Below are 26295 nucleotides of genomic sequence, written 5' to 3' on the forward strand. Positions count from 1 at the left end.
TAGAATAGTGGCCAATTTTACTTGGCCACTACACTCATACCTCTCACGAACAATGAAGCAGAGAGATGCCACATCGCGGGCACTATTTCCGTTCAAGGGTATTGTCTTGGTGATCTATCAGAAGCGCGGGGTGTTATCAGCGATATCATGACGGCGGTGAGCCGAAGGCGATCCTACCCGGATCTCTTCGGCCGCACTTCCAGTTAGTCAATACTCTTCTGGAGACTGGTCACGAGAACAAAACGTTGATTAAGTGACTCTAATTGAATTTTTAACCGACTTATTTGACACGTATGCCATAAGAGGCAAGGCAATTAAAGCGCACACCAATGAAGCTAACAGTGCTGTCTGGAAATCAAAATATTGAGCAATGAAGCCAGTGAGAGATGTACCAAACATCATTCCAATCCTCATCATATTAGTATAATAGGCTGACGCGAATCCCCCTTTCTCAGGGAACGCATCCTGGATAATAGTGATGCCCAATCCAACAAATACGCCGTAAAACAATCCATTAAAAACTTGAAGTAAAAGCAGTAGTTCAATTGAGATCACAAATGGCATTAGTCCGAAGTAGATCACGGCGCAAAGGAGCCCAAACACCATAAGTTGGCCTTTTCCATATTTTTCAGACAACTTTGCTGCGTATAGCATTACAGGAATTTCGAACAGCGCGGTGAGACCCAATAAAAATCCAGGGAAATATAAAGGTATGCTCAATTCTTTAGTCAGATACAACGGCATGGCCGTAAGATAAACATGGTTTGCTAAATTGCCTAAAAAGATCACAAGGCCAAGAAGAAAAGCAGTCATGCTTATAGAAGTTTGTTGTTCACCTGATGCCAATGAAGACTCAGTGGCTTGATTAAACGAAGGAAGGTACTTTGCCGTCATTAGTATAACTAACACAGATAAGACAAGCGCAATGTAAAAATTGGACTTATAACCCCAAGCATCCGCGACCACAAACGCGAGCGCTGGGCCGATAATCCACACGACAGAAACGCCAGAGCGCATTTGAGTGTTGAGGCTGGTTATGTTTTTGCCTGCTTGCTCTGCATACCGTTTAATCATAGATAATATTAATGGGATACAAGCATTCCCTGGGCCCATAAGGACAGTCCCTACTACGAGTGCCTGCCATGGTTCAGTGATAAAAGAAAAGCAGACTGCAGAAACAACGATACAGACCATTGAGATTAAGAATAGGAATCGATCACTAATCCCTTTATCTGACAGAGACCCAAACCATTGACTAAACATCATGCCTGATAGGGCAAAACTGACGCTGTAATATGCAATGAAAGAAGGGCTCGCCCCAATACCGCTCACCAAGTAAACGCTCATTATAGGAAGAATAAACGCATAAGCAGTTGCAGTTAAACTATTGATTATAAACAGTTTACCTGAAACCCCTTTAAGTAGGCTTTTCATTTTGATTCCTCATCACAAAGTTATTTTGGGTGAATTGAATTAAGTTCCTCGGAAGATAACTTTGTTTTGCTCAATAAAAACACAGGCCAGGCGCCTGAGTAGGGGCTGTTATAAAGGTAAAAACTTTTAACTTGTATAAAGTGATTAGGATACAAGGCACTACGAACAACATCTTCTCCGACTTGGAAAGAATAATCGGTGACATACTTCCCGTCGTGCTCTCGCTTTGTACTGTGTATCTGTATCACGAACGATTCTGCCGAGTCAGGACAACGAAAACTGACTTGCGATCCTTCACGACATCGGTGGTAAACTGTTGGCCATTGCTCAATAGTTTCTTTTACAAAAAAACAGATTCCATCCGGAATAATAAAGTTAAAAGATCCTTCAGAAAAGTATAAGTTTTTCTTGAGAATAGAACCCTGTGGAAACTGATAGGTAACCCGGATGGTATCACCAAATAGTTCAACATTTATTATGGGCTCCGGCAAGTCCCACTTTATTCTTTGCGTTTGGTTTCCATAGCTTAAAATCAAATCGCTATCGCACTGGACTAACTCTAATTTCCCGACGGCGGGATGAGTAATAGAGAAATTTTTGGCATAGTGTGTCATATCTAAAATAACTGGTGAAAAAATTCTCACCAGTTCCTTGTATTAAGCTGTCTCTAACAGTGCTTTTTTTTCATTGAGGAGTTTCAAGGTGTCATTGAAAGTTGATATGACATTGAATTCTTCCCATTCCAAACGGATCTTCATTTCATTATAAATTTGTTCAGATATATCAATAACTTTGATGGAGTCTAATCCCAACTCGAAGATTGACATATTACGATCAATATTGTCTAACTGAGATACATCCATCCATATTGCTAATAAACGTTCTTCCATTACTTTTCCTTTTTTACTGTAAACAGGGCACTGCCCCAAAAATACAAGCCGGTACTGATGACCCCGACTTTTTGACCTTCAAGATTTCGTTCACTTTGATTGATATAATCGTTGAGATTTATCAAGGTATCACACGTATATGCGTGTCCAAATCTTCGAATATTATCTTTAAATATCAGAGACTCATGGACATTTATAGCGGTGGCGATTTGACGGAGAGCACTGTAGCTGAAGTTGTGGCATATCACCTGATCAACATCGTCAGCAGCCATTTTGTTTTCAGTCAACATCTGTTTAAATACTGAGGATATGCCACTTAAATATCGGTCATGAATATCTTTGTTTAGGGTATTGTTGCTAGGGTTGATCATATCTGCATCGGTCAAATATGTTTTGATGTTTTGCCCACTGACTGACAGTGGTAACCCGAGATCATGCCTAGTTGACAATACACAAGAAACTGCAGCATCACTATTTATAGCTAAATTTTTGAATCTGGTAGACTCATCAAGAACTCTATCAGCGAAAACCATCAGGATAGTCTGATGTCGCCCTGAATTAATATATTGAGTTGCTACATCCAGTGCCGCAAAAAAGTTGTTGCACTGGGATAAATAAATGCCTATCGGGTACACTTTTTCTAGGCCTACGTTGGTCAGGCATTGAGCAATCTCTTTGTCAATCACATCACCATGGCGATCACCAAAAGTGCTAGAAGAATAAATAACCAAATCAATATCTTTAGCGGATACGTTGGAGTTCGCTAAGCTTTTTTCAATCGACTTTTGAGCTAACTCCCCCAATGTTCGCTCAGTTTTGTAGTAAGTGCCAAAGCCCATAGTACGAAGAAACAACTGGCTCTTACGATCTGAACAGAGTGCGACGTTGTCTTCTAAATCTATGCAGGTTTCACCAAGTTCATAGCCGATGCAACCAAAGTTTATAGTTTGCGTCATTTTAAATATACTCTCTCTTCATCAACACTTTATCTCGCTTACCATTCTGAGTTAGTGGGAGTTTGTCCATAAACACAAACCTCTTAGGTAGCATATAAACTGGCAGTGAAGTGGATAGCTGACGGCGCATTTCTCTACTGTTCGTACCTTCTGCGACGACAAACGCAACAAGCGTTTTTTCCGTTCCTTCGGTATGAGCGATGACACATGCGTCTGTCGCTGCTGTATGTTGTAACAAAGCTTTCTCTATTTCAGGGAGTTCAATCCGATATCCATTGATTTTGACTTGGTCGTCGGTACGACCATCAAAAATGAGGTCTCCGTCTTCCCCTTTAACTACAAGATCGCCGGTTTTGTAGTATCTGCTAGATCCATCTTCGGAAATAAATGCCTCGCGATCTTTGTCCTCATCAAGGTATCGCAAAGCGAGATGAGGGCCGCTAACAATGAGCTCCTGGTCAGATAGCCCGTGTGGAATGGTGTCTACATTTGCGTAGGCGAGCTCCTTGCCAATCGGAACATTAACCATATTGCTATCAAAATACTTATCAGCCCAGCACCATGTCACCTGAATAGAAGCTTCAACAGGGCCATATAGATTTATGGCTCGAGCGAGACTTTTAGGAAATGTGGTATGAAAATTTCTGACTAAATCTAATTCGAGCGGCTCGCCACAAAACATCAGCACTCTCAATGACGTCAAAGCGTCACTCAAATCATAAAACGGCAATATTTGCTTCATCAGTGATGGCACAGATTGCCAAACGGTTATCTTGTGTTTATCAAGCCAAGGTATGATGGATAGCGGATCCCTAACGGTACTCTGTGGTGCAACAACAAGAGTGGCTCCAGACACGAGCCCCAGCAATAACTCGCCAAGCGACAAGTCAAAGCTGTGGTTGGTCGTTAAGGCTACTCGGTCACCTTGAGAAACATTGAAACACTCTTGAATTCCTTCAAACCAAGCTTGGTAGCCTAGATGGCCGAGCTCAACACCTTTGGGTTTGCCTGTAGAGCCCGATGTAAAGAACACGACAGCGGGAGTGTTGGGGAGCAGTTTCGGGAGCGCTAGCGAAGGTTGATTCTCAGTGGTGATTAAGGAGTTAAGCTGGCACGTCAACTGTGGAATATCAAGTGCGTTTGACAGCTCAATTGCTCGTTCAGTGTTTCTCAAGTCATTAATGATCAGCCTGGGTGACGCATCATCAAATATGCTACGGGCGCGTTCTAGCGGCACTTTGGGCTCGATGGGAATATAAGCTCCTCCTGCACACTGTATTGCCAATATAGCGATAACCATATCGGTACTTCCGTCTGATAATACAATTGCTCTTTTCTCTTCTATATTATCAAAATAATCAACAATAGAACGAGACAAGTTAGTCACAGCGAGTTTAAGTTCTCGATATGTCAAACTTTTTTCATCGTCGACAATAGCAATAGCGTCAGGCGTAGTATCGCCATAGAGCAATATATTCTCCACTGGAACACTATTTTTATTGAGTGATAGCATAATTGTTACTTTCCTTGAGATGATAGTGTTGTTTCTGTCATTAAAAACTATTCAACGATAACTGAAAATGTTATTTATATTAGTAACAGACTAATTTACTATATTTTAATTAATCGTTATTGATATGTTTATTTTATGATGATATTAATGATAGGAAATTAAGTCAAGGTGGAATTTCCAGTGAATTTAACGAGTAAAGCCAAGTTTTTTCATCCATACCAAAATTATCCAAAATTAGAAAGCCCTAATTGTTTCCTTGCCACTTTATCTTGTTTTATTAGCAACAATTACAAAGTCAACGACTTAGATTTAGCTCATTTAGAGCATGAGTTTCATTTATTTAATAATGACAACTTTGATATTAGTGGCATCCATTCAAATATGTCTATTCAACCTGGCTGGGATATGTCTAGTACCGAGTCTGTACTTTCCCACCGTGTTGTAGAAAACATCAGAAGCCGTTACGGGTTTAAGGTAAGTCGTTTAAAAGTAACTAATTTTCAGGAGCTGGATAAAATTTTACTTTCAAAAGATTATCATCTAATGAGTGTGATAGACCCGTTTTTCATTGAGGAAAGTCCATACTTCAACAAAGATCATGCTTTTAGCGTTTGTATAATCAATGGTAAAGATTCAAGTAATTTCACCTACAGTTTTATTGAAAGAAAACATCAACAGTCCCATATCTCATTCGAGGGTTTTAAAAATAACTTTAACTATTTTCTTGAGAGTTATGGATATTTAGATATATACGTCGTCGATAGAGAAGATACGGATTTTCACATCGACCATATTAGTTTAGTTGACGATCTATCTAGGATAATTTCAAACCTAAAATCATCAAGTGCCAGATTTGGTTTAAATGCTATTCAGAATTTTACTGCTCAGTATAAACATTTACTGAAAAACGACACTCCATTCTTAGTTCCATGGACTGAAAGGTGTTTTGGAGAACGTCATGCGAACGCTCTTTTTTTTCGCGCCTTACTCAACGAGCAGCACTACCTCGCAAATTATTTTATAGAAGACATAGAAGAAATTATTAAGTGTTATGAAGAATTAGCTGATTTGTGGCGAGCTTTTGAGATGTTTCATCACTTCTCGGTGAGTCAAAACTCGGCTAAAACCCTATATCGGAATATTCCTATTCTGGAAGAAATATGCACCAAGGAATCATTAGTTGCCAAGAAAATGGATGATTTCCAGCAGCAAATCGAAAATCTAACAACAAATAAGTAGAGGCTTAGATGTACATAAACGAAGTAGCAACCATTGTGAAGAAGACATTAGTGAATTTACCTGCGTCCGATAAGCTGTCTCATGAAGATAATTTATATAACCTAGGAATGACATCACTCATGTCCGTCAACCTTATGGTTGAACTTGAGGCACATTTCAATTTTCATTTCCCCCACACCGCACTAAACATTAATACGTTTCAGTCAATCAAATCCATAGATGCTGTGATCAGCGAAATACTTTCTAATTAGCCGAGGTGTCTAGATATGGTTAACCATGCTTTAAGTGCCTTAAAACAGGCGCAAGACCAAATTTTCCTTCTGGCTGAACAAGCTGAGCAAGAGCGAATGTTCTCTAGAGACATCGTAGGCATTATGGAGCAAACAAATGCTTGGCAGGCTATCTACCCAAAAGAAGTGGGAGGTGGATGTGAGAACGCAAATGAGCTGGTCGAGATGTGGCAACAGTGCTCATATATCGACGGTTCGTTTGGTTGGTTAGCGATTGCTCATGTTTTAGCTGCTTCGCATTGCAGTGTTTACCTACCTAAAAAGGGCTTTGATGAAGTATTTTCGAAAAAGGGTCAAACGCTGATCGCTGGGCAATATCAACCAAATGGCCGAGGATATGTGGAGGAAGAAGGCTATCGACTGACTGGACGATGGTCATTTGGGAGTGGTATTCACCTAGCTGAGTGGGTGGTTGCCGGGTTCATACAGGTGGATAATGGAAATGTAATAAAAACTGACGCAGGTGACCCCGAAGTTATAATTGCGGTTATACCCATAAAGGACGTTGAAGTCTTTGGCGATTGGAAGACTACTGGCCTCAAAGGTACTGGCAGTATCAACTATAGTGTTAACGATATCTTTGTTCCCAAAGATCGTTGTTTCAAATTTAGCGCAGGTGAAGCCAACAGAGGTAGTAGCCTTTATCGTATGGGCATATTACCGCTTTCAGCGCTTTCACATGGTTGCTGGGCTTTGGGAATGACGAATCGAGTCTTAACCGAACTCAAACAGTTAGGAACCAAAATAGTACGTGCGAATGAGAAGTTACCTTTGGCATCTAAAGATAGCTTCAAAGAGGACTGGGCCCGTATCAAGGCTCGGGCATTAGCTTCAGAAGCATTATTAGTCTCCGCCGCTAGCTTAGCTAAAGATCACCTGCAAACGCATTCAACCCTTTCTGAAGTCCTCATAGAAAAAGTCAGACTTGCTGCAACATTTGCCAACGAAATATGCGCAGAAGCAGCGGAAATTGCTTACAAAAACCTCGGAGCCTCCGCAATTTCCGAGCGTAATAACGTTGAAAGAGTGCTGCGTGATATCCAAACAGGCCGCCAGCATATGATGATCAGCCCTCAAAGCTATATAGACGTCACTACACGAAATTTTGCACGTACTGACGAGGGCGAAAGTAAAAATGGCTAAACTCGCAATCGTTGGATACTCATGTGAACTTGCTGGTGCCGAAGATTCAAACGCCCTGTGGAACTTATTGACTGAAAGTCAATCCGCTTTTGAAGAGATACCGAAAGATAGGTGGCCAATAGAGGGTTTTTTTAGTACAGCAAGATATGAACAAAACAAAAGTGTCTCTAAGTGGATGGCCCCCATTAATCTTACTCGAGCGAATAGCCGTTCTAAAGCACGTTTAACCTCCACAGAAAAAGCACAGATTGATCCGCAGCAATGGTTGTTGTTTGACCACGTTGAAAGAGCGATGGAATGCGCAGGTATAGACGCTTCTTACTTAGAACACTATAACGTCTCTGTCTCCGTGGGCGCTATGGCTGTGGATAATCTCTTTAACAAACTTGACGGCACTCAAGCTATCGGGCCCGAGACGACACTGGGGAACTTTCAAGCATTACTAGCCAATCGAGTTAGTTCAGAATTTGGCTTTAGGGGAGAAAGCAAAACAATTAATACCGCTTGCAGTGCCTCCTTCATGGCTTTGAGTGATGCTGAACGTTTGCTGACTTTGAACAGAGCCGACTTCTCTATCGTTGCTGCCGCGAACCTCAACTTGCACCCGATGAAATACATTTCATTCTCCAAAGCAGGTATGTTGTCGAGAAAAGGAAGATGCACCCCATTTTCGATTGACGCTGATGGTTATGTTCCTGGCGATGGCGTGGCGGCATTACTGGTTACCACTATTGAACGAGCCACTGATTTAGGATTACCTATTTTTGCCGTGATAGATAGCGTCATAGGTAACCATAACGGGAGTCGTACTCCTTCAATCACCGCCCCTAGCGTAGATGCCCAAGTGGAGTTACTTAGCGATAGTCTTTCAATGGCAAACGTTGAGCCTGAGTCTATCTCTTATATCGAAGCGCACGGTACAGGAACCTCGTTAGGTGATCCAATTGAGGTAGATGCGCTGTCTCGTGTGTTTAGTGAGAGTGATGTAGGGAGTATCAAAGGTGTAATTGGTCATACCGAATCAGTTGCAGGCCTTGCAGGTATCATTAAGGTCATTTTAATGATGAAGCATAAAGTGATACCAGCGAACTCTTGGATTGAGGCTTTGAATCCGCTCGTATTTGAAAGAAAGGGGAAACTCAATTTCCCGACTCACAATAAGCACTGGAAAACAATGAATGGTATTCGGAGAGCTGCGGTAAGTTCATTCGGTTTTGGTGGTGCTAATGGCCATGTTATTTTGTCTGAACCAGTTGAAACAAGTGGCAAACAACGTCCCCTACCCTTAAGCGATGGATACTACATTGGCTATAGTCCGAGCTTGGATAAGAAAAACATCGCACATGTTCGTAAGCCTTATGATGGTTTTAGTGATGAAAACGGCCGCCCTAGATATGCACAAAAAGTGATGGGTAGCGCGATAGAAGATGTGCACCTATCGTCTAACTTGTCCACGGTCTATGCCAAGGACTATCTCACTAACTTACCACTGTTTCAGTCGTTAAACCGACCTTACGTGATTGTAGATCACGGCGAAGCGACCGAAGAGATATCCAAGGATGTCATCAGCCACCTCCATGTTGGGATGATGTACATCAGTGACAAAAATAAGATTTGGAGATTAAGTCAGCGTTTCTTGAATAGGATTGAAGGGGCGCAAAGCGCGATAGCGTCGTTGTCGTCAGACTGGATTGCAAATGCTCAGGAGCTAGAAAAGCAACAATTTACATATAAGGTCTTGATGAGTAAATGGCACAAGGTATGCGGTGCAGAACATACAAATTTGGCTTACGTGTTTGCTGCATTAGAGCTTTATGATAAGTGGGGGCTGTCTAGTGATCATATTTCATCATCATTAAAAACCATTTACTTAATAATTAAAGAAGGGGTTGTGACACCTGGGCAATTGTTCGGGCAGCTCAATAATGCCCAGTCGTTAATAAGAATAATAGCTAACGGCTACCTAGAGTGCATATCAGAATCAAGGGCCATATCAAAGGATTTACTCAGTGAAATAAGCTCAAAAGAGGAGCATTACATTGACGTAAAGATTGATTTTTGTAACAAGATCCCACTTCCCCAAGATGGAGACCATAATCACCATATTATGAAAAGTTGGTTAGATGGAAATAATATCCATTGGAATAAGATACCTCAAAAATATTTGACTTCAATTATCTTTACTTAACGGATACTACAGTGATTAAAACGGTTCATAAATATTTAGAGGAGTCAGCTCGGCTCTTCCCTAATAAAATTGCAATTCAATATAATGATCTACATAGCCAAGAGACTATAACTTACGAAAGTTTAGACAAATTCACGAACAAGTATAGCCAATACATTCGCAGTTTAGGGACATTCAAGCAAGAAGCTGTTGCTATTTTCATGCCCAAAAAGGTTTCCGCTATTAAGGCTATGTTCTCTATACTCAAATCTGGAAATGTGTATGTACCATTGGATATTAACTCTCCGAAGTCTCGACTAAATTCGATAGTTGAGTCGGCAAAAATCCGAATAATCATAGTAAACAATGATAGCTTGCACTTATCAGCTCAATTGTTCTCTGAACTAGAAAATGTAAGAATCATCAATATTGATGAAGAAGTATCAGTATCGGATATTGACACATTAACGCCTAGGCAAGCGATATCCGTTGATCTGGCATACATATTGTTCACTTCGGGTTCTACTGGTGTACCCAAAGGGGTAATGATCCCTCATAAAGCCATCAATGACTATATTGAATGGTGCGTTGAAACATATCAATTGAGCAGTAGTGACGAAATAGCTAATCATGCTCCATTGTATTTTGATAATTCTACCTTTGATATCTATACGGCAATGAAGGTCGGCGCTACACTGCATTTAGTTCCCGATAGCATAAACCAGATGGTTCCGAGCCTAATTCCGTGGTTAGAAGAGTCCAAAATTAGCGTTTTCTTTTGTGTGCCCTCGGTTCTTTCAATGTTGAAGCAAACAAGAAGGGTACGTCCGGGCATCCTTCTCAATCTTAAGCAACTACTTTGCGCTGGCGAAGTTCTACCTCCACAAGTGCTGCGGACCTGGATGCAATGTCTTCCACACGTTCGGTTTGTCAATATGTACGGCCCTACGGAAATAACCGTAGATTGTACGTATCACATTTTCGATGAGATACCTGACGAGCAAACTAAGCATTTACCTATAGGAAAAGCACGAGACAACATGGAGCTATTTGTTCTCACTGATGCAGGAAAGCTTACTCAAGCTCCTGGTGAGAGAGGTGAGTTGGTAGTAAGAGGTGAATCTGTATCTTATGGTTATTTGGCCAATGATCTACAAACAAGATCTTCCTTTATCCAAAACCCTGAGCATAACTTATACCCAGATAAGCTATATAGAACTGGCGATATCGTTGAAATTGACAAGGAGCATGTTTTTTATTTCATTGGTAGGAAAGATAGTCAGGTAAAATATTTGGGGCATCGTATTGAGCTAGGCGAGATTGAAGCAACAATAACAAGCCTTGAAGAAGTCTCTGAAGCTGTGGTCATTTTTATTCCTAAAGCTGACTCACTAGAGGACACGCTCGGTTGCCTAGTAAAGTTGAAAGAAGAATTTGACTTTGAACTTATTTGTAATCGTATTAGAGAATCTTTACCAAAATACATGAACCCTAACAAAGTCATTCTATTTAGCGCCGAATTCCCAAGGACACCGAATGGTAAATATGATCGCGCTAAAATTAGTGGATTTTTTGACAATTAATGAAGAGTAGATGATATGAGTTCAATAATTACTCCGTCACAATATTTATTTGGAATGTGGAAGGACCTATGTGGTGGAACTAGTGTTTGTAGTGCCGTTAAAATATCACTATCAAGTCCAAGCGAGCCATCGAAGTTTTTAACAGCGTATAAGAATTTCTATGCTGCCGCTCAGGGATTGCACTTTGATATAGAGTTAGGAAGCGACAGCTACGGTCAGATGAGTGTTGTAGAGAGCATATCAGACCAAGCTCATCTATCCTGTTACGAATACTCACAAGTGGCCGTAGATGATGTGAATGATTTTGTTGAATCCGAAGTAAATGCTCTATTGTGCATGCCTTTAGGGATTTCTTCTCACGATAATCATTTTTTGCGCGTTGTTAAGATTAATGACAATGAACTACTAGTGTTTCTAGTCGTCGAACACTTATATGCAGATGGGATCAGCGTAGACAACTTGCTTAATTCCTATTTGCAGCAACTGGGTATGGTCATTGGTTCAAAATCGACCCAAATCAGTACAGAGCCAGTTCCTGATCTGAGCGACTATCAACAACATCAAGAGACACTGAATAGCTTTGTGATTGACTACAGCAAATCGATGATGACCAAAAAGTATTTTTGGTCACCTGAAGGTAAGCACTTAGACTACTTAGTCGGTCACTATAAAATGATGTCTTCGTTGATTCCAGCCCAAGATCTTCAGAAAATCACGAACGTGGTTGCTAGTCACGGAGTGTCACTTTTCTCTTACATGGCATCATGTTTTGCTAAGGCATTTTTTAAGACTAACTTGGGAGAGTCAGAGTTATTGCTTCAAATCCCTACTCATGGCCGTAGTTATGCAGATAAAACAATACACAAATCGCAAGTAGGCTGCTTTGCTCAATCCTTTTTACTCCACTTTGAACGCGAGAAGGTTGAGACTTGCGAGTCGTTTGAAGTCGAAGCGCAAGTGAACGAGCATACGACCAAATGTACACTCAATGAAGTCGATCAAGTCACAGCAAGACGTAATGCTAGATCTCTTGCTAGCAGTAACATCAAATCAAAAATCTCCGATGAAGAATATGCTATTACGTTACGACGAGGGATGCCGACGAATGTCTATTTTTCGTTTTATGGCTCATCGAGTATCGACTGCACTCACTCAGATGTGGATATATCAAGCTGTTTTTTGGGCACCACTAATTTATCTGGAGGGCTTGATGTCATGTCGGTCTTAACACCAAACGGCTTGGTTGTGTCGTTCAATTATGATTCGAAGTTTTTTAGCCGAAGTGTAATAGAAGAATTCCGCAACATGTTCAACCTTGAATTACGCAATGGCCTTGATGGTGCAGATCTAATTAAGCGAACAGGAAAAGTTCATGCAAACCAGCGAAAAGAGAGTGCTCTTCTGATAGAAATTATCAATGAATTTTCTCTTGACCCTATCACTGCTGACGATGGAGAGTGTCACTTGGAAATTGATCTAGGATTAGATTCACTGTCTAAAACCCAAATTCTTGCACGGGCGATTGCCACTCTTGGACTCTATCAAGGAGATATTTGCAGAGAGCGTTTTTATACATCGTCGACACTTGACGAATGGTTTGCACTCTTTTGTCTTGAAGAGATATGTGCATGATCGTTCGCACTATTAGGGAAGGAGACGGACCTACTTACGTCTTGCTTCCCGGATACATGTTCGATGCTTGGAGCTTGGAGAAATTAGCCTCCAAGCTTTCTAATTCACGCGTGATCATCATAGAACATACGACCGACAATGCCATCGTTAACCTTTCCTCATGGGCCAATGAATTAAGTCATCGCCTATCTAGTATAGATGCAGACAAATTCTATTTGGTAGGATATTCGATGGGTGGATGGCTTGCTCAGTACTATGCTCAATCGCACTCCGATAGTGTCGAAGGACTAATCTTGTGCGGAACCTGCTGGGCGAATGATTTTTCGCAGTTTTCCGTTACAAACTGGATTGATTTTCTCAATTACCTTTACTCGTTAGAGCGGCATACATTCGTCAAAATATCATTATGGAACTCCTTGTCATGTGTGAGTAAAAGCGATCAAGCGTACATGTCTGAAGTTCAGAGCTTAATGAACTCCAATTTCCCCAAATACCAAGATTGTTTGTATCAAATAAAGCTAATGGGGCTACTTGTCAATCAAGACTTAATATTGAGTTTTGACAAGAAAACCCTAGTACTTTATTCCAATCATGATCTAGTGATACCTGCATCATTATCACGCAACCTAGTGAAACATTACCCCTCAGCGTACACATACAGCCTGGATGGCGGTCATTTATTTGTTCATGAGAATGCTACTGAGTGTTCGAGAGTCATTAAAGGATGGGTGGGAGATGTTTGCTGTACATAGAGCCCCTGTTATATACCAACAAAAGCATATTGAAGATTTATTGGACTCCGGGCTGGTTCTCGGGAATGAGTTGAGCAGTGCTACCGTCAAAAGAAAAGCAGAGTTTTTAACTGGGCGGCAGTGTGTAAAGATGTGTTACAACCTACTTGGTGTTCATTCCCCAATTCAGCCTAGTATCGGTGAGTTTAAAGAGCCCATCTGGATGCAAGGTTATGCAGGTTCTATTTCTCATTGTGATTCGATGGCTGTAGCGGTGGTCACACAGAATGACAAGCAGTCTGTTGGAATCGACATTGAGAAATGGCTCGACGTTAACCAAAGCAACAGAATTAAGAAGGTAGTGTGTTCGGCTAAAGAACTCAGACTTTCTGGCTATTTCAGTTCAGAATCTCAATTCGTGACACTAGCATTCTCTGCTAAAGAGAGCCTTTATAAAGCACTGTACCCATGTTTAAAAAGATTCTTGAACTTTAATTGCTGCGAGATTTTGACCGTAAACCTTGAATCTAACTATATGTTACTAGTCTTGACTGAAGATCTCTCACAAAAGATGGCTAGAGGCAAAGTTTTTAAAGTAAATTATTCTTTAAACTCAATAAATGCAGAAACTCTAGCTATCATTGATTCATGAACGTTGATGCTGCGTTGTTCAATCGAATCGAAAATTCCTGAGACAAACTCATCGGGGCACCACTTTGTGTAATGGGGTCAGGTCTTGCTTCTTGTAGCCCATGAGTTTTTCTATATCAAATCTACCCGAGGATCTTTGCTCAAACTTCGACACGTAACCCAGAAAGGGGCAAAATCTTGTTAGAACAAAAGCATTGAAAAGTTCTTTAATGTTTACACTAAAAACAAAAGTGGCGACATTATTATGTCGCCACTTTATCGCCATTCGAACATAAATCGTTATTCTTAACTATTGAAAAATAACGATTTATTTTATACTTCAGACTTATTTAGTATAAGACTGGGCAATGTTGTCGATGCGCTCGTTAGCACGTGCAGCTTCTTCACGAGCTGACATTGACTCAGATTTAAGGGCCTGTACATCCTGGCTTAGCTGGCTAACCTGATTGCTTAGCTCGTCAATTTTAGCTGAAGATGCATCGCTTGGGCCTGAAGCACAACCTGCGAGAAAAAGCACAGAAGAGGCCGCAGCTGCGATCAACATTTTGTTCATAGAAGAACTCCTTGCATGTAAAGTATCAAAAATACGTCCTATACTTTTACTCTCATATAGTGACGGTTACTAAAGTGTAGACTCTATTTTGCCTATCAAAAAGCAGGAAAAAGTCAAAAAAACCCAAGAATTTAAGCAATTATCGAATTAATTGATACATGTCTCACGGCTAGTGAGTGTAAATGTCAATGTGCTAACTATATTGAGCGTCAAAACCAGAATCACAGGGATAATTTTCTGTGATCTCTATCCACTCAGGCGCTTTCAGGGTATCATGTCGCGTTTTTGAAAATTTCCGTGTTTGGTTTGAGAATAGAACAAGACGCAGACACACTTATAACTTGGAGAATACTTTGCACTTTAAAGAGTTAGGGCTAGACAACCGCTTATTAAAAAACCTTAAGCACTTTGACTTTAAGCAGGCGACAGACATTCAGCAGCAGGCGATTCCGGTATCGATTGCTGGCAAAGACTTACTGGCTTCCTCGAAAACGGGGTCAGGGAAGACGCTTGCTTTTGTGTTGCCTATGCTGCATAAATCTTTAAAGAACAAAGCATTTTCAGCCAAAGACCCTCGTGGAGTTATCTTAGCTCCGACCCGAGAATTGGCCAAACAAGTCTACGGCGAGCTACGCTCTATGCTGGGTGGTCTTTCTTATGAAGCTACCCTTATCGTTGGTGGTGAGAACTTCAACGATCAGGTGAAAGCCTTGCGTCGCTACCCTAAGTTTATTGTCGCGACACCGGGACGCTTGGCTGACCACCTTGAGCACCGTTCCTTGTACCTTGATGGACTGGAAACTTTGGTGTTGGATGAAGCTGACCGCATGTTGGATTTGGGCTTTGCACCTGAGCTGCGCCGTATTCACAATGCTGCCAAGCATCGCCGTCGTCAAACGTTGATGTTCTCTGCAACGCTCGATCACGCTGAAGTCAATGAAATCGCATTTGAAATGTTGAATGCACCAAAACGAATAGCGATAGGTGTATCGAATGAGCAGCATAAGGATATCACCCAAACATTCTACCTCTGTGATCACCTTGATCATAAAGAAGCGATTTTAGAGCGTATTCTTGATGATGCCCAATATAAGCAGCTGATTATATTCACGGCAACTCGAGTGGATACAGAGCGTCTAACTGAAAAGCTTAATGCGAAAAAACTCAAAGCCATCGCTTTAAGTGGCAACCTAAATCAGACGCAACGCAACACCATTATGAGTCAGTTTGAACGGGCGGTGTTTAAAATTCTAGTAACGACCGATGTTGCTTCTCGTGGTCTCGATATTGCCAATGTTACCCACGTGGTCAATTTTGACATGCCAAAGCATACTGAGGAATACGTACACCGTGTTGGCCGCACAGGTCGAGCTGGTAATAAAGGCGATGCCTTATCCTTAGTTGGCCCTAAAGATTGGGATAGCTTCAAGCGTGTTGAGGCCTATTTGCAACAAGACATTACTTTTTCTGAGCTAGAAGGTTTAAAAGGCAAGTTTAAAGGGATAAAGCCAAAGAAAGCGGATTACCGTGGTAAGAAAAAAGTGGTCAAGAAGTCCAAGCCGGCAGCGAAAAAAGCCAACAAGAAGCCAGCACAACGTGATAAAGGTTTCTACCAAAATGTTGCTGTGGGCGATTCAGTCTTTATTCCCAAAAAGAAAGTAGCGCCTAAAGATGACGACTAACTTAGCGCATACTTTATAGCTAACACCTTCAATATAAACTTCTAAAAGCCACCGTTTCGGTGGCTTTTGTATTATTTACAGTTCAAATAATCTTTCTGAAAATCAACAACATAATTTATAAACATTTCTATATTTATCATTAGGTTGGCGTGACTAAAAACGCTTATTTTATGGAAAATTACCCGCTTTTTTATAGGGTGATTTTCATACTGATGTTTGAATAATAACGAGTATTTTTATTTTTAAATCAAACTGCCTAATTATTACTAGTCTTATAGGTTTTTTTGATAGAAATAATGATTTCAAATCTTGGTATCAATGTTTTAAACAACTTCAAACTTTATAAATTTTATGCACTAAAAAGTGCTTTGTTATCACGTTTTATCGTTAAGTGTGTGAATTATTTCTCTTAATTTATTTATAACAAATATGAAACATTATTGGTTTAAATTTTAACCAGAAATTCAAATTGAGGAAGATAACATGAGTTTTAAGCTGTGGAATATTTTGCTCGCTTCGCTTGTCGTTATGCCAGTAATGGCCGATACCGATGTGTATCTAACTAATAACTCAGCCCAGCCATTAACTGTACAAGTCAGCCATGATGGCTCAGATTTACTTGAATACGGTGATGAATGGCAGCAGCATACGGAAACCTTGGGGCCATGGGAAACGAAAGCGGTGCTAAGTTTTAATCGCTGGGAGGGAGTAAAGTCAGGCCAAACATACAGATTCAATACAGTCATCTCGAATCCTTTGGGGGAAAGTGTCGAGCTAAACCAAGTGATGACGGGGCATTGGTATAATTCCTCAATCCAATATGGTTTATCTTCATCTGACGTAGATCTTTCCCTGCAAGATGATAGGGATCTGCACCGCTTCACCACGACTGCATTTGGTCAGCGCCCCACTGAGCTGAGCTTCAAATCAGCCAATACCGCTCGATATGACGACCTCTATTATACGATTACTCCAGCCAAAGTGGGCGAGACCGTTGAACCAGATGAGAATATTCTCAAGGTCATGACCTATAACATATGGGCCCTGCCTGTGATGGCCTCTCATATTGGTGACCGCTACGACATAATCCCCGAGCATGTATCAGGTTATGATGTTTTGGCTTTGCAGGAAGTGTTTGCCAATGGCCGAGGTGCTTTTCTGCGCGAACTAGCAAAGGAATACCCTTATCATACTGAAATGTTAGATAAAAAAGGGGCCAACATACATGATGGCGGGGTGATTATTGTTAGTCGATATCCGATTGTGAATCAGGCGCAATATGTATTTCCTGACTGTGCTGGAACCGACTGTTTTGCCGACAAGGGTGTTAACTATGCCGAGATCATAAAAGGCGGTAAAGCTTATCATGTGTTTGCGACACACACGGCTTCTTCTGATACGGATAAAGCCAGAGAGTATAGACAGCGCCAGTTTAAACAGATGCGATCATTGGCCCAGTCACTGGACATACCCAGTCATGAAACTGTGGTGTACAGCGGTGACTTTAATGTCAACAAGTTGAAATTTCCAGATGACTACCAGAGCATGATAACCAACCTCAGTGTGCAAGAGCCAGATTACTCTGGATACACAGAATCAACCTTTGATCCGCGTATCAACGACTTTTCTGGTAAAGCACTCTCAGGCGGCGAGCATGTGGAATACTTGGATTATGTCATGGTCAGCGATGAGTACGGAGAGAGCAGGCGTAATAACAATCGTGTTGACATCCCTCGTACCACAGACGAAAGGCTTTGGAAGCACTACAACCTTTCCGACCACTTTCCTGTGAGCGCAGTGATTGAGTAATGAACTACCGTGCTATTTTATTTGTGCTCGCTGTCGTGGCGAGCATCTACCTTTGGCCAGAGGAAGAAAGGTTGGTTGACTCGACAGGTGACAAGCCTTCGCAAGAGGTTGGTAAAGTCCCTCAACGCTTAGTTAAGCCTTTAGTAAGCCAAACACCCAAAATTGAAAGTGCCCCCGTAAAGAACGCGGAAATTGATCGCTCAATAACGCAACTTAACCAAAGCCAAGGACGAGAACTGGTTAATGTGATAGAGCAATTTTGGGCAGATTGTCTCGGCAAAGGAGATTGCTTGTCTCAACTTGCCGCTCTCAAGTCGAAACTATCGGATTCTCGGTATCAATTGCTGGAAAACTATAACCATTTTAACCGTGAGTGGCAGAGCATTTGGCAAGAGTCTGAGTTGAACCATTTTGCGTTGCTTTCAGACAAAGTGGCAGAGTTTAAGCGGCTAACGACTATGGTTTGGGGAGAGCACGCCACATTAGTCTTTGCCGATGAATTTGCCCTCTACGATTTTAGCCTTGAACAAGATAGCCTATCAGAGTCTTTGGCAGCAGACTTTCTAAACGACTACCATACTTTATTGATAAAATGGCGAGAAAAAGAGGCGGTGTTAACTCTAGAAGCCGATAGCGAAAAATACGAAAAAGGTGTCAGCCTGATCCCCCGTTCCTATCCACCAGATAAAGTGCGAGAGATAAAAAATCAGCTCGCGAGGCACTATTTAACTGACAAAGAGATTGCTTCGATCGCATCGAGAGAGCAGCAAGTCGCTCAGCAAAATGCCCATATTGGTCAATATCAAGATGAGCTTGCCGCTCTACACCAATCCTTAGAAGCTCAAAGGCAGTCTAACAGTTTGTCAAACAGTGAGTGGCAAACTTATGTTGAGCAACAAGTCAGTCAATTTCGTAGAGATTATTTTTTATATCAATAGATTAAAATAAATTTACTACTGTTAAACACCTATTTCATTATGAATACTCATCCATATTTGTGAACTTTTGTAAATTTAGAGTATTTAATCTTCATTCCTATCACTAGGAAAAGTCGCTGTAAAGCATGTAATAGTTGCTTTACATTCCGGTGATCTGAGTCACTAAGTTATTCTTTTAGTTGATATTACTATCTCTTGCATATTGATTGACTTATTAATTTTAAAATTCCAAGCGCTTTAAGACTGAATTTTGAACAATTTGTTCATTAAGTGATCTTTATCGGAAAAATAGAACAAAAATCGATCGTTTTTGTTCCACTTATTGATGGAGCTGATAGGTTGGACCAGGTAGGGCAACGCTCTATTAGGGATAAAAATTCAAATAAGGATCATTTTTATGAGACCAAACCTACCTATCAGCTTGATGCTTGCGACAACTATAGTTGGCTTTCCGTTGAACGCACAAACTGTAAACACAACAGATGCACAATCAATCTCAGAAGAAATAGCACAGCAAAAAAAAGCGCTTGCGATGCAAATCAGCGCTCGCTACTTTGATTTAGAAAAATCAATCAAGTCACAAATTACAGAGGAGAATCTGGCCACGGATTTGGACTCTGTGGAAAGCATTAAGCCATATTCAGCGTTTAAACAGCGTATGCAGCAGGCCGATTACCAATACCGCCAAACAAAAGGCATTGCTCAATATACTGATTCAGTGATGGAGCTTAGGATTGCTGATGCATCAATGGTCAAAGACTGGCAGGAAGGAGAAAGTCCACTGTTTGCATTTGAGCCTTCAGGTGATGACTCAAACTGGCAGTATGTAGAAGCTTATGATGTTTACGGCCAAGTGCATGAATTAGATGTTTACCAAATGCCAGATGTTCCAGTCCTCGTTGTTGACAGCAATAGCGCTAAAGAACTTCGTGCAGGTCTAATGGCAATGCGAACAGAGATGAATCGCTTGGGCCAAGATTCTAATTTGATCACCAATGACAGCCCTAAACTACCTTCAAAAACCAAGCAAGGTATTAAGCGTTCGGCGCAGCTTAGTGATGTAGAGCCACTTAATACTACTCAGTTAACGAAAATTCGTCTTAGCGACGATGAAGAGCCATGGATTTCTGGCAAGGCGGAAGTATACGCCATTATCACTGGCGTTGATCCAAGCCGTGTAGAACCTGAAATTGACCTCGTCGATATGCCTTATTTAGATTACGACGGCAAAGATTACTACCCAAGCCAAACCATGATTTTCTGGCCACGGTATCGTTGGGGCGCTGTCGATATGATTCTGATGGAGCAAGACGATGGAACTGACTATAAAGAGCTAGCGAAAATTTTGGTAAAAGCGGCGGAAGATATTTTGAAAATGATTCCAGATCCAGAAATTCAAGGCTACGCTATCATAGCTCAAATCACCAATAGAATTATCGATGTGATTCCAGATGGTGTGCTAACTAACGACGACGATTATCTCGACTCTTATTATACCATTATGCAAAATACCCCTTATGTCGAGCGTCCAGGAGCAGGTGGCAATGTTGTGGCAACCTTCAAACCAGTGACAATCTCTCCGACCGAATAACAGCAATAATCAAAACAGCAGCACATAGATATGTGCTGCTTTTTTATTTTATGTAGTCGTATCACATTCGTATCGAGCAGAATCAGAGGTACATAGCTCTTTTATCATGACCATCCATTAAGACTTCCTCTCTTTTTAAAACACTCTAAGCTCAATAATATGAAAAGTCGAATAAATCTATAGGGTTATGATTAAAGTTTTATTGATTGTTTGCATTTTAAATGGCGTTTAATACCCGAGATAGCCCCTTAACGAAAAATCAGCGATCCTAGTTAAAATTAGATCTGGGTCTAATTTTTAAAATAAATAACTCAAATATTTCTCTATCAGGAAAATGTCAAAATCAAATTCACTACCCATATGGTGAATTTGATCGGTCAATACTTCTTTTTTTAGAATAACGGCTGAAATATCACTGCTCAGTATTGCTCTTATATGGTTATTTTACCTTGTTGTCATTATTCAAACTGAAAATATAATTTTTGAACTTTTGGTCAACGTCAAGTCGGTATGATGCTGAGTTTTAACCCTTTTAAAAAGTCTCTTTTCATAATACTTACTCTACTCCTAATAAGTTCATGTGGCGGTGGTGGTGGTGGCGGTGACTCTGCCCCTCGTTCCAGAACCCAAGGCACGATTACTGGTGTGGTTTTTGATGCACCTGTGTCAGGAGCTTCGGTGGAAATATATGAGTACAAAAATGGTTCTTTAGGGCGTAAGTTGGGAAGTGATATAACCTCAGCATCTGGCCATTATTCGATTGATATTGAATCAGCATCTATGCCTCTCTATATATCAGCAAAGGGAGGAGGGTATGAGGATCCTTTCTCTGGCAATGCTGTTTATGGCAGCAAAGGTAAACCTGTCTATTTGGCGAGCGTGACTAATTACACTGAGGGCAGCACGCAAAATGTTATGGTGACGCCGCTGACTTACCTGGTAACAGGGTTGACCGAATATAGAATTAAGCAGGGTCGATCGGTTAATAGTGCTATTACGACCTCAACTAAAGACCTCAGTGAGCTATACGGTTTTGATGTTAGCACGACGCAGCCAGTAGACCTTACATTAAATGTGACATCTAATGTCACCAATGGGCACAAATATGGAGCAGTGCTGACGGCATACTCGTCATACGCTTGGGAATTTTTAAAGCCTAACCCTGATGAAGGTAAAGACACCTATACCTCTTTGCATCTTGCAGATCTCGGGTATCAAGATATTACTTTTGATGGAAAACTCAATGGACGAAAGCGCGACGAAGGGGGACAGTTTTCAGAGGATGTTGAGTTTGGTAGCAAAGCAACGCTTGATGCAGACTTCTACACACATATCATTGCTCAACACATTATGTCTGCGGTCAGTAATCCTGAAATTAATAGAACAACAGGGTATCAGGACTTTGCTGATTTTATTAAAAGTCCAAGCTTTGACCAATATAAAGCCATGGCTGATGAGCTAAGCAAAGTAAATGGTTCAAATGAAAACCCAGATGAAATCTTTCCACAGCGTTATACCCCTGGTGAGCAGCCACCTAGCATTGATGATATGCCGCCAACGGTAGATTACCCGAAAGAGGGCGATGTTCTTGCTGGTCAGGATATTATAGCTTTAAACCTAGTAGATAATGTGGGAATAGCGTCAGCTAGGGTTGTGGTTAAATATACAGAAGATAAGCAATTTGACTCATGGACAGAGCTTTTATGCCCATTTGGACAAGAAAATGCTCAGCTAAATTGCTGGGTCGATGATAGCAACTTTACCGTGGGGAAACGCGAAGCAAGTCTTACTGTTCATCTTAATACTGAGGCTCTAGGAGACGGTAATACCAATAGTGACTCTGACGCCAAACTATTAGTTTATCTCTCTGACATCATAAATCAGAGTGAAGAAGAAGTTAGCGTTGATATTAAATGGGATAACTCGGCCCCAGTTATTGTGGTTACGTCTGCAGAATCTGTAAACAGTCTGCCAACTGACTATTTACTTACTGGTTATGTTAAAAAAGATCCTCAATTACTTGAAGATAGGTCTGTATGGATTGCTTTATCGTCTGGCGAGTATAGTAAATATTCTTGTTCTAACTATCCCAGTGGCTCTGCAATATGGTGTGGATTTTCTTATACGGAATCGGGGCTTAACTTTGACCAAAGTGTTGCTTTTTCGATTCGCGCCAAAGATATATATGGAAACCAAGGTAATAAAGAGTTTATTTTGTATCAGGACGTAACTGCTCCCAAAGTAAGTTTAACTTACCCTGACGCTCAATTTAATTTCCAAAGACTTGAGGGAGAATCTTTCCCGAGCATATACGAATCGAGTACCTACACCAAAGAAAATGTTGAGGATGCAACTAAATACTTGCTGATTGACTATGACTATGCTTCGAAAGGTGCGAGACAAGTATTTTCTGATTTGGACTTAACCAAACTTGAGAACCCAGATGTTTTCCAGAGAAACTCATTACCTTATGTAACTTTGACAATTTCAGATGAAAATGGCACTTCTGCTGATAATTTAAAGGTGACCGTTGAGTATTACTCGAAAAGGAGAGGTGAAGCTGAATTTATTCTTCGTGGTACAAGGGTACAAACAGCAAGTGAAGTAACAGCCGATAATGTTTACTTTCCGTTTAATTTAAACAAAGACAACGATTCGTTTTTACCCTCTATGACTCTATACATCCCTTTTTCTAGAGATGCTTTTAAAGATGAATTTGCCAAAGCTTTGTCTAGTGATATCCAAAAGCTACGAATAACGGTAGAAGATGCTGCAGGCAATCTCAGTTACAACAAAGAAGCAACGGGCGGTAATCAAGGCACATTAATAGAGGCATTTTTTAGGTCGACCTTTGACAAACCAGTTGTAACCGTTGTGTCACCCTTTAGTAACGCAAGGGTAGTACTGGCAGGGTTAAATGCTTCTACAGGTGCCTTTAATTTAATAAAAACCTGTGATGCAGCCCTTGGTGATGAAGGTAAAGATATTGTTAAATGTCTCTTAACTCGCGAACAAGAGCGGGAATTTTATAAAGTGTACTTGGATGACTTTTCAGCATCTGGTGAACCACACTATTTTCAGTGGAGCAAAGATATCAAAACCCTAGTTGATCTTAGCTATGAGATTCTTGGTGATGATATTGATGGTGACAAAGTACCAGTACATAGTTTTAGTGCCTATTTTTCTCCAAGCAAAGATACCACAGTTTATATCACTGAATTTGCCAGTTACCATGCAGGTTTGTTTGATAGTCAATGGAATAACTTAGAGTCTGGTAATAAAACAGCCGTCAAGGCCAAAGAGATTCTATCCCAAGTCAATAATGCATTGGCCACTCAATCAGACTCTATGTTGGGGTTTGATCCTGTTAGTACCCCCTACGCATCCACCAAGGAACTCGACGAAGAAGGAGTTCCGGCGAAATTAGCTTCCAAGCACATCTACCGTTTTCTTTTGGAAGGTTTAACGGAACTCGCGAATGCGAACTACGCCACCAGCGTTGATTATGCGAAAGCCTTTTATCGCGATCTTTCTAAGGATGGTAAGGCCGATGGTCAGGGCAGTATTTATGATGACCAAGGGAATGAATCAACAGGCCAGATAATCCTCAGTGATTCAGGCAAGGAGTTAGGTCCAGATACCTACCGTAAGGATCTTGCAGAGGCTTATTACAGGGTTGCCGCGTCTTATGATGTTGAACGCAAAGACGCGCTAAATCAGGCTGACCATTTCGCCAAAGCGAACCCCATATATGCCGATGACAATGTATTTAATCAAGAGGGTAGCAGCATAGATAACACCCCACCTAGTATTTCGGTTCAACCAAATGAACAGCAGTCAGAAGGCGCGTTTTTTGGTGATGGTTCGAATTACACTATATCAGGAAAGATAGAATCAAAGGTCACTATTACCGATGATAAAACAACAGTAAAAATAAATGAAGGGGACTTCACTGTCTTTTGGGTAGATCCACAAGGCACAGAACATGAAGCTACGGACACTAAATTTGAGCGTAGCGATGATTCGACGGAATATACTGAGACTTATAACTTTGTTATCAACTCCAAGAGTGATAAGTACCGCGAAGCAAAGCAATTTAATATTGTTGTTAAAGCGCAAGATAGTATAGGGAATTTCGACTCCCAAACCTTTGTGTATTTGGTTGATAATCAAATACCAGTAATTAAACGTGTAACTGTCGATCCTGAATTTCCTGTGGTGGATACAGAAGCTGAATTTACTGTCGAGTTTGAGGAACCAGTGACGTTAGAGCCGGGTACTGTCAAAATCGGTGGAGCTGAGATTAGTTTTGAAAACCCCCAAGAATACAGAACCGTATGGCAATCTTCCGCTCGTGTATCGGTTGAAGCAAACAAAGAGTCCACGCAGTTGACTATCGACTCCTCATATTTCGACCGGGTTAGAAATCAAGGTACTGAGGGTTATGAGCACACAATTTTTGTTGAGCCTTTGATCACTATAGATAATGTTACAGAAAATAATGAGGTAAACGCTGAAGAAGACGATGTGAAACATGTAGTGATCAGCGGCACAACCAAAGGTTTCAAACGAACAGCGCAGTTAACCGTTAACCTTGTCTCAGATAAGGAAGATCGTAAAGGGGCTGATAAATTTTCTGACGTAGTAATTCTAGAATCTGATGGGCGATGGAAAACCAATCCGATCAATATGTCTACATGGGAGTATTCTGAATTTACCGTCACTGTTAGCGGAAAGTACGCCGAAGGCGAGCGTAGTGTTGTAGCAACCAAAAAAGCTCTATATGACGATAAGATCAAACCAGAGGTGGTCAGTACTCTAATCTCATATGATGGGGAGGAATCAGAAAACGTCTTGCTAGATGATAAAAGCGCTAAGGTTACGCTGACATTCAATGAACGTGTGACTACACCTACTGCATCTTTGAATGGGCAGGCTATTTCATTTGAAGAGACCAGTTTTTCTAAAGTGTGGGTAGGTACAACACAGCCGCTAATGCTGCCAAGTGGTAGTGCCACAGCCCCTCTCATAGTTGTTGAAGGAGTCTACCAAGATACCCGTCCCCAAGGCAATCTTGGTGAAGGATATACTACACATATCCCATTAAAGCCTGTGATTACGCTGAACGACATGGGTGATAGTATCAAAGCCTCTGATGCAACGGAGTTTATCGTCTCAGGTACTTCTAAAGGGTTTCAGACCGGAGCAGAGCTGACCGTAACGGTCAAAAATAAACCAACATCAGGCTTAGTAGACCAAAGCAACCTTCCTCAATATAGTCAAACAATCCCTGTCGACGAGAATGGCGATTGGCAAACTGAACAACACGATATCTCGGACTGGTATCAAGGCACTATCATCATTACGGTGACGGGTGAAAATAGTGCAGGTCAGTCGGTAACGCTGACTGACGAGGTCGTCTACGAGGATGATGTTGCCCCTGAGTTGAGAGATATTGAATTGACGACGGGCACACCGACTCATGACACTGAG

18 protein-coding genes and 1 pseudogene are annotated in these 26295 nt (G+C 41.1%); 13 read left to right on the forward strand and 6 right to left on the reverse strand.

The genetic code is table 11. The features are described from left to right. Positions 1–249: 249 nt before the first annotated feature. From MHN79_RS16350 to MHN79_RS16370, 5 genes are read right to left on the reverse strand one after another with little or no spacing between them, the layout of a single operon-like run. On the reverse strand, positions 250–1434 hold the full coding sequence (locus MHN79_RS16350; RefSeq protein WP_239173770.1) for a sugar efflux transporter: 1185 nt from the start codon (positions 1432–1434) through the stop codon (positions 250–252). A gap of 20 nt (positions 1435–1454) precedes the next feature. Continuing rightward, positions 1455–2078, reverse strand: a complete 624-nt coding sequence (locus MHN79_RS16355) for a hypothetical protein (RefSeq protein ID WP_239173771.1) — start codon at positions 2076–2078, stop codon at positions 1455–1457. 12 nt (positions 2079–2090) lie between these two features. Beyond that, positions 2091–2324, reverse strand: a complete 234-nt coding sequence (locus MHN79_RS16360; protein WP_104973289.1) for a phosphopantetheine-binding protein — start codon at positions 2322–2324, stop codon at positions 2091–2093. Beyond that, positions 2324–3280, reverse strand: a complete 957-nt coding sequence (locus MHN79_RS16365; protein WP_239173772.1) for a 3-oxoacyl-[acyl-carrier-protein] synthase III C-terminal domain-containing protein — start codon at positions 3278–3280, stop codon at positions 2324–2326. Before MHN79_RS16365 ends, MHN79_RS16360 begins: the two co-directional genes overlap by 1 nt. Before the next feature lies 1 nt (position 3281). After that, positions 3282–4793, reverse strand: a complete 1512-nt coding sequence (locus tag MHN79_RS16370) for an amino acid adenylation domain-containing protein (protein ID WP_239173773.1) — start codon at positions 4791–4793, stop codon at positions 3282–3284. Positions 4794–4973: 180 nt separating this feature from the next. On the opposite strand from MHN79_RS16370, the gene MHN79_RS16375 reads away from it, so the two are divergent. Genes MHN79_RS16375 through MHN79_RS16410 form a run of 8 tightly spaced genes read left to right on the forward strand, consistent with a single transcriptional unit; the run spans position 4974 to position 14230 of the window. Further along, positions 4974–6032, forward strand: coding sequence for a hypothetical protein (locus tag MHN79_RS16375; RefSeq protein WP_239173774.1), 1059 nt, complete (start codon positions 4974–4976; stop codon positions 6030–6032). An 8-nt stretch (positions 6033–6040) separates the two neighbouring features. Continuing rightward, a complete protein-coding gene (locus MHN79_RS16380; RefSeq protein ID WP_239173775.1) occupies positions 6041–6283 on the forward strand; it encodes a phosphopantetheine-binding protein in 243 nt (80 codons plus the stop codon). A gap of 15 nt (positions 6284–6298) precedes the next feature. Next, positions 6299–7465, forward strand: a complete 1167-nt coding sequence (locus MHN79_RS16385) for an acyl-CoA dehydrogenase family protein (protein ID WP_239173776.1) — start codon at positions 6299–6301, stop codon at positions 7463–7465. After that, positions 7458–9653 carry a polyketide synthase gene (locus tag MHN79_RS16390; protein WP_239173777.1) on the forward strand — a complete coding sequence of 732 codons (2196 nt, stop codon included), beginning with the start codon at positions 7458–7460 and terminating at the stop codon, positions 9651–9653. The genes MHN79_RS16385 and MHN79_RS16390 overlap by 8 nt, the downstream gene beginning before the upstream one ends. 11 nt (positions 9654–9664) lie before the next feature. Next, entirely contained in the window at positions 9665–11215 is a 1551-nt protein-coding gene (locus MHN79_RS16395; protein ID WP_239173778.1) for an amino acid adenylation domain-containing protein, read from the forward strand. A gap of 15 nt (positions 11216–11230) precedes the next feature. Beyond that, a complete protein-coding gene (locus MHN79_RS16400) occupies positions 11231–12847 on the forward strand; it encodes a hypothetical protein (RefSeq protein WP_239173779.1) in 1617 nt (538 codons plus the stop codon). After that, complete coding sequence (locus tag MHN79_RS16405) at positions 12844–13599, forward strand: alpha/beta hydrolase (protein WP_239173780.1); 756 nt, start codon at positions 12844–12846, stop codon at positions 13597–13599. The genes MHN79_RS16400 and MHN79_RS16405 overlap by 4 nt, the downstream gene beginning before the upstream one ends. Further along, entirely contained in the window at positions 13583–14230 is a 648-nt protein-coding gene (locus MHN79_RS16410; protein WP_239173781.1) for a 4'-phosphopantetheinyl transferase superfamily protein, read from the forward strand. Before MHN79_RS16405 ends, MHN79_RS16410 begins: the two co-directional genes overlap by 17 nt. 324 nt (positions 14231–14554) lie before the next feature. Here MHN79_RS16410 and MHN79_RS16415 read toward each other — a convergent pair whose 3' ends face one another. Beyond that, a complete protein-coding gene (locus tag MHN79_RS16415; RefSeq protein ID WP_160930317.1) occupies positions 14555–14782 on the reverse strand; it encodes an Lpp/OprI family alanine-zipper lipoprotein in 228 nt (75 codons plus the stop codon). A gap of 341 nt (positions 14783–15123) precedes the next feature. On the opposite strand from MHN79_RS16415, the gene MHN79_RS16420 reads away from it, so the two are divergent. The 5 genes and pseudogenes from MHN79_RS16420 to MHN79_RS16440 all read left to right on the forward strand — a co-directional run. Further along, complete coding sequence (locus MHN79_RS16420; RefSeq protein WP_114785419.1) at positions 15124–16464, forward strand: DEAD/DEAH box helicase; 1341 nt, start codon at positions 15124–15126, stop codon at positions 16462–16464. Positions 16465–16947: 483 nt separating this feature from the next. Further along, positions 16948–18273: a sphingomyelin phosphodiesterase gene (locus tag MHN79_RS16425; RefSeq protein WP_239173782.1), complete on the forward strand. Its 1326-nt coding sequence runs from the start codon at positions 16948–16950 to the stop codon at positions 18271–18273. Then, positions 18273–19211, forward strand: a complete 939-nt coding sequence (locus tag MHN79_RS16430) for a hypothetical protein (protein WP_239173783.1) — start codon at positions 18273–18275, stop codon at positions 19209–19211. Before MHN79_RS16425 ends, MHN79_RS16430 begins: the two co-directional genes overlap by 1 nt. A gap of 397 nt (positions 19212–19608) precedes the next feature. Beyond that, a complete protein-coding gene (locus MHN79_RS16435) occupies positions 19609–20802 on the forward strand; it encodes a DUF3103 domain-containing protein (RefSeq protein WP_239173784.1) in 1194 nt (397 codons plus the stop codon). Positions 20803–21312: 510 nt separating this feature from the next. Beyond that, positions 21313–26295, forward strand: a pseudogene (locus MHN79_RS16440) (hypothetical protein); the annotation flags it as partial.

This window comes from Vibrio sp. Of14-4, from assembly GCF_022347625.1.
Classification (GTDB): domain Bacteria; phylum Pseudomonadota; class Gammaproteobacteria; order Enterobacterales; family Vibrionaceae; genus Vibrio; species Vibrio pristinus.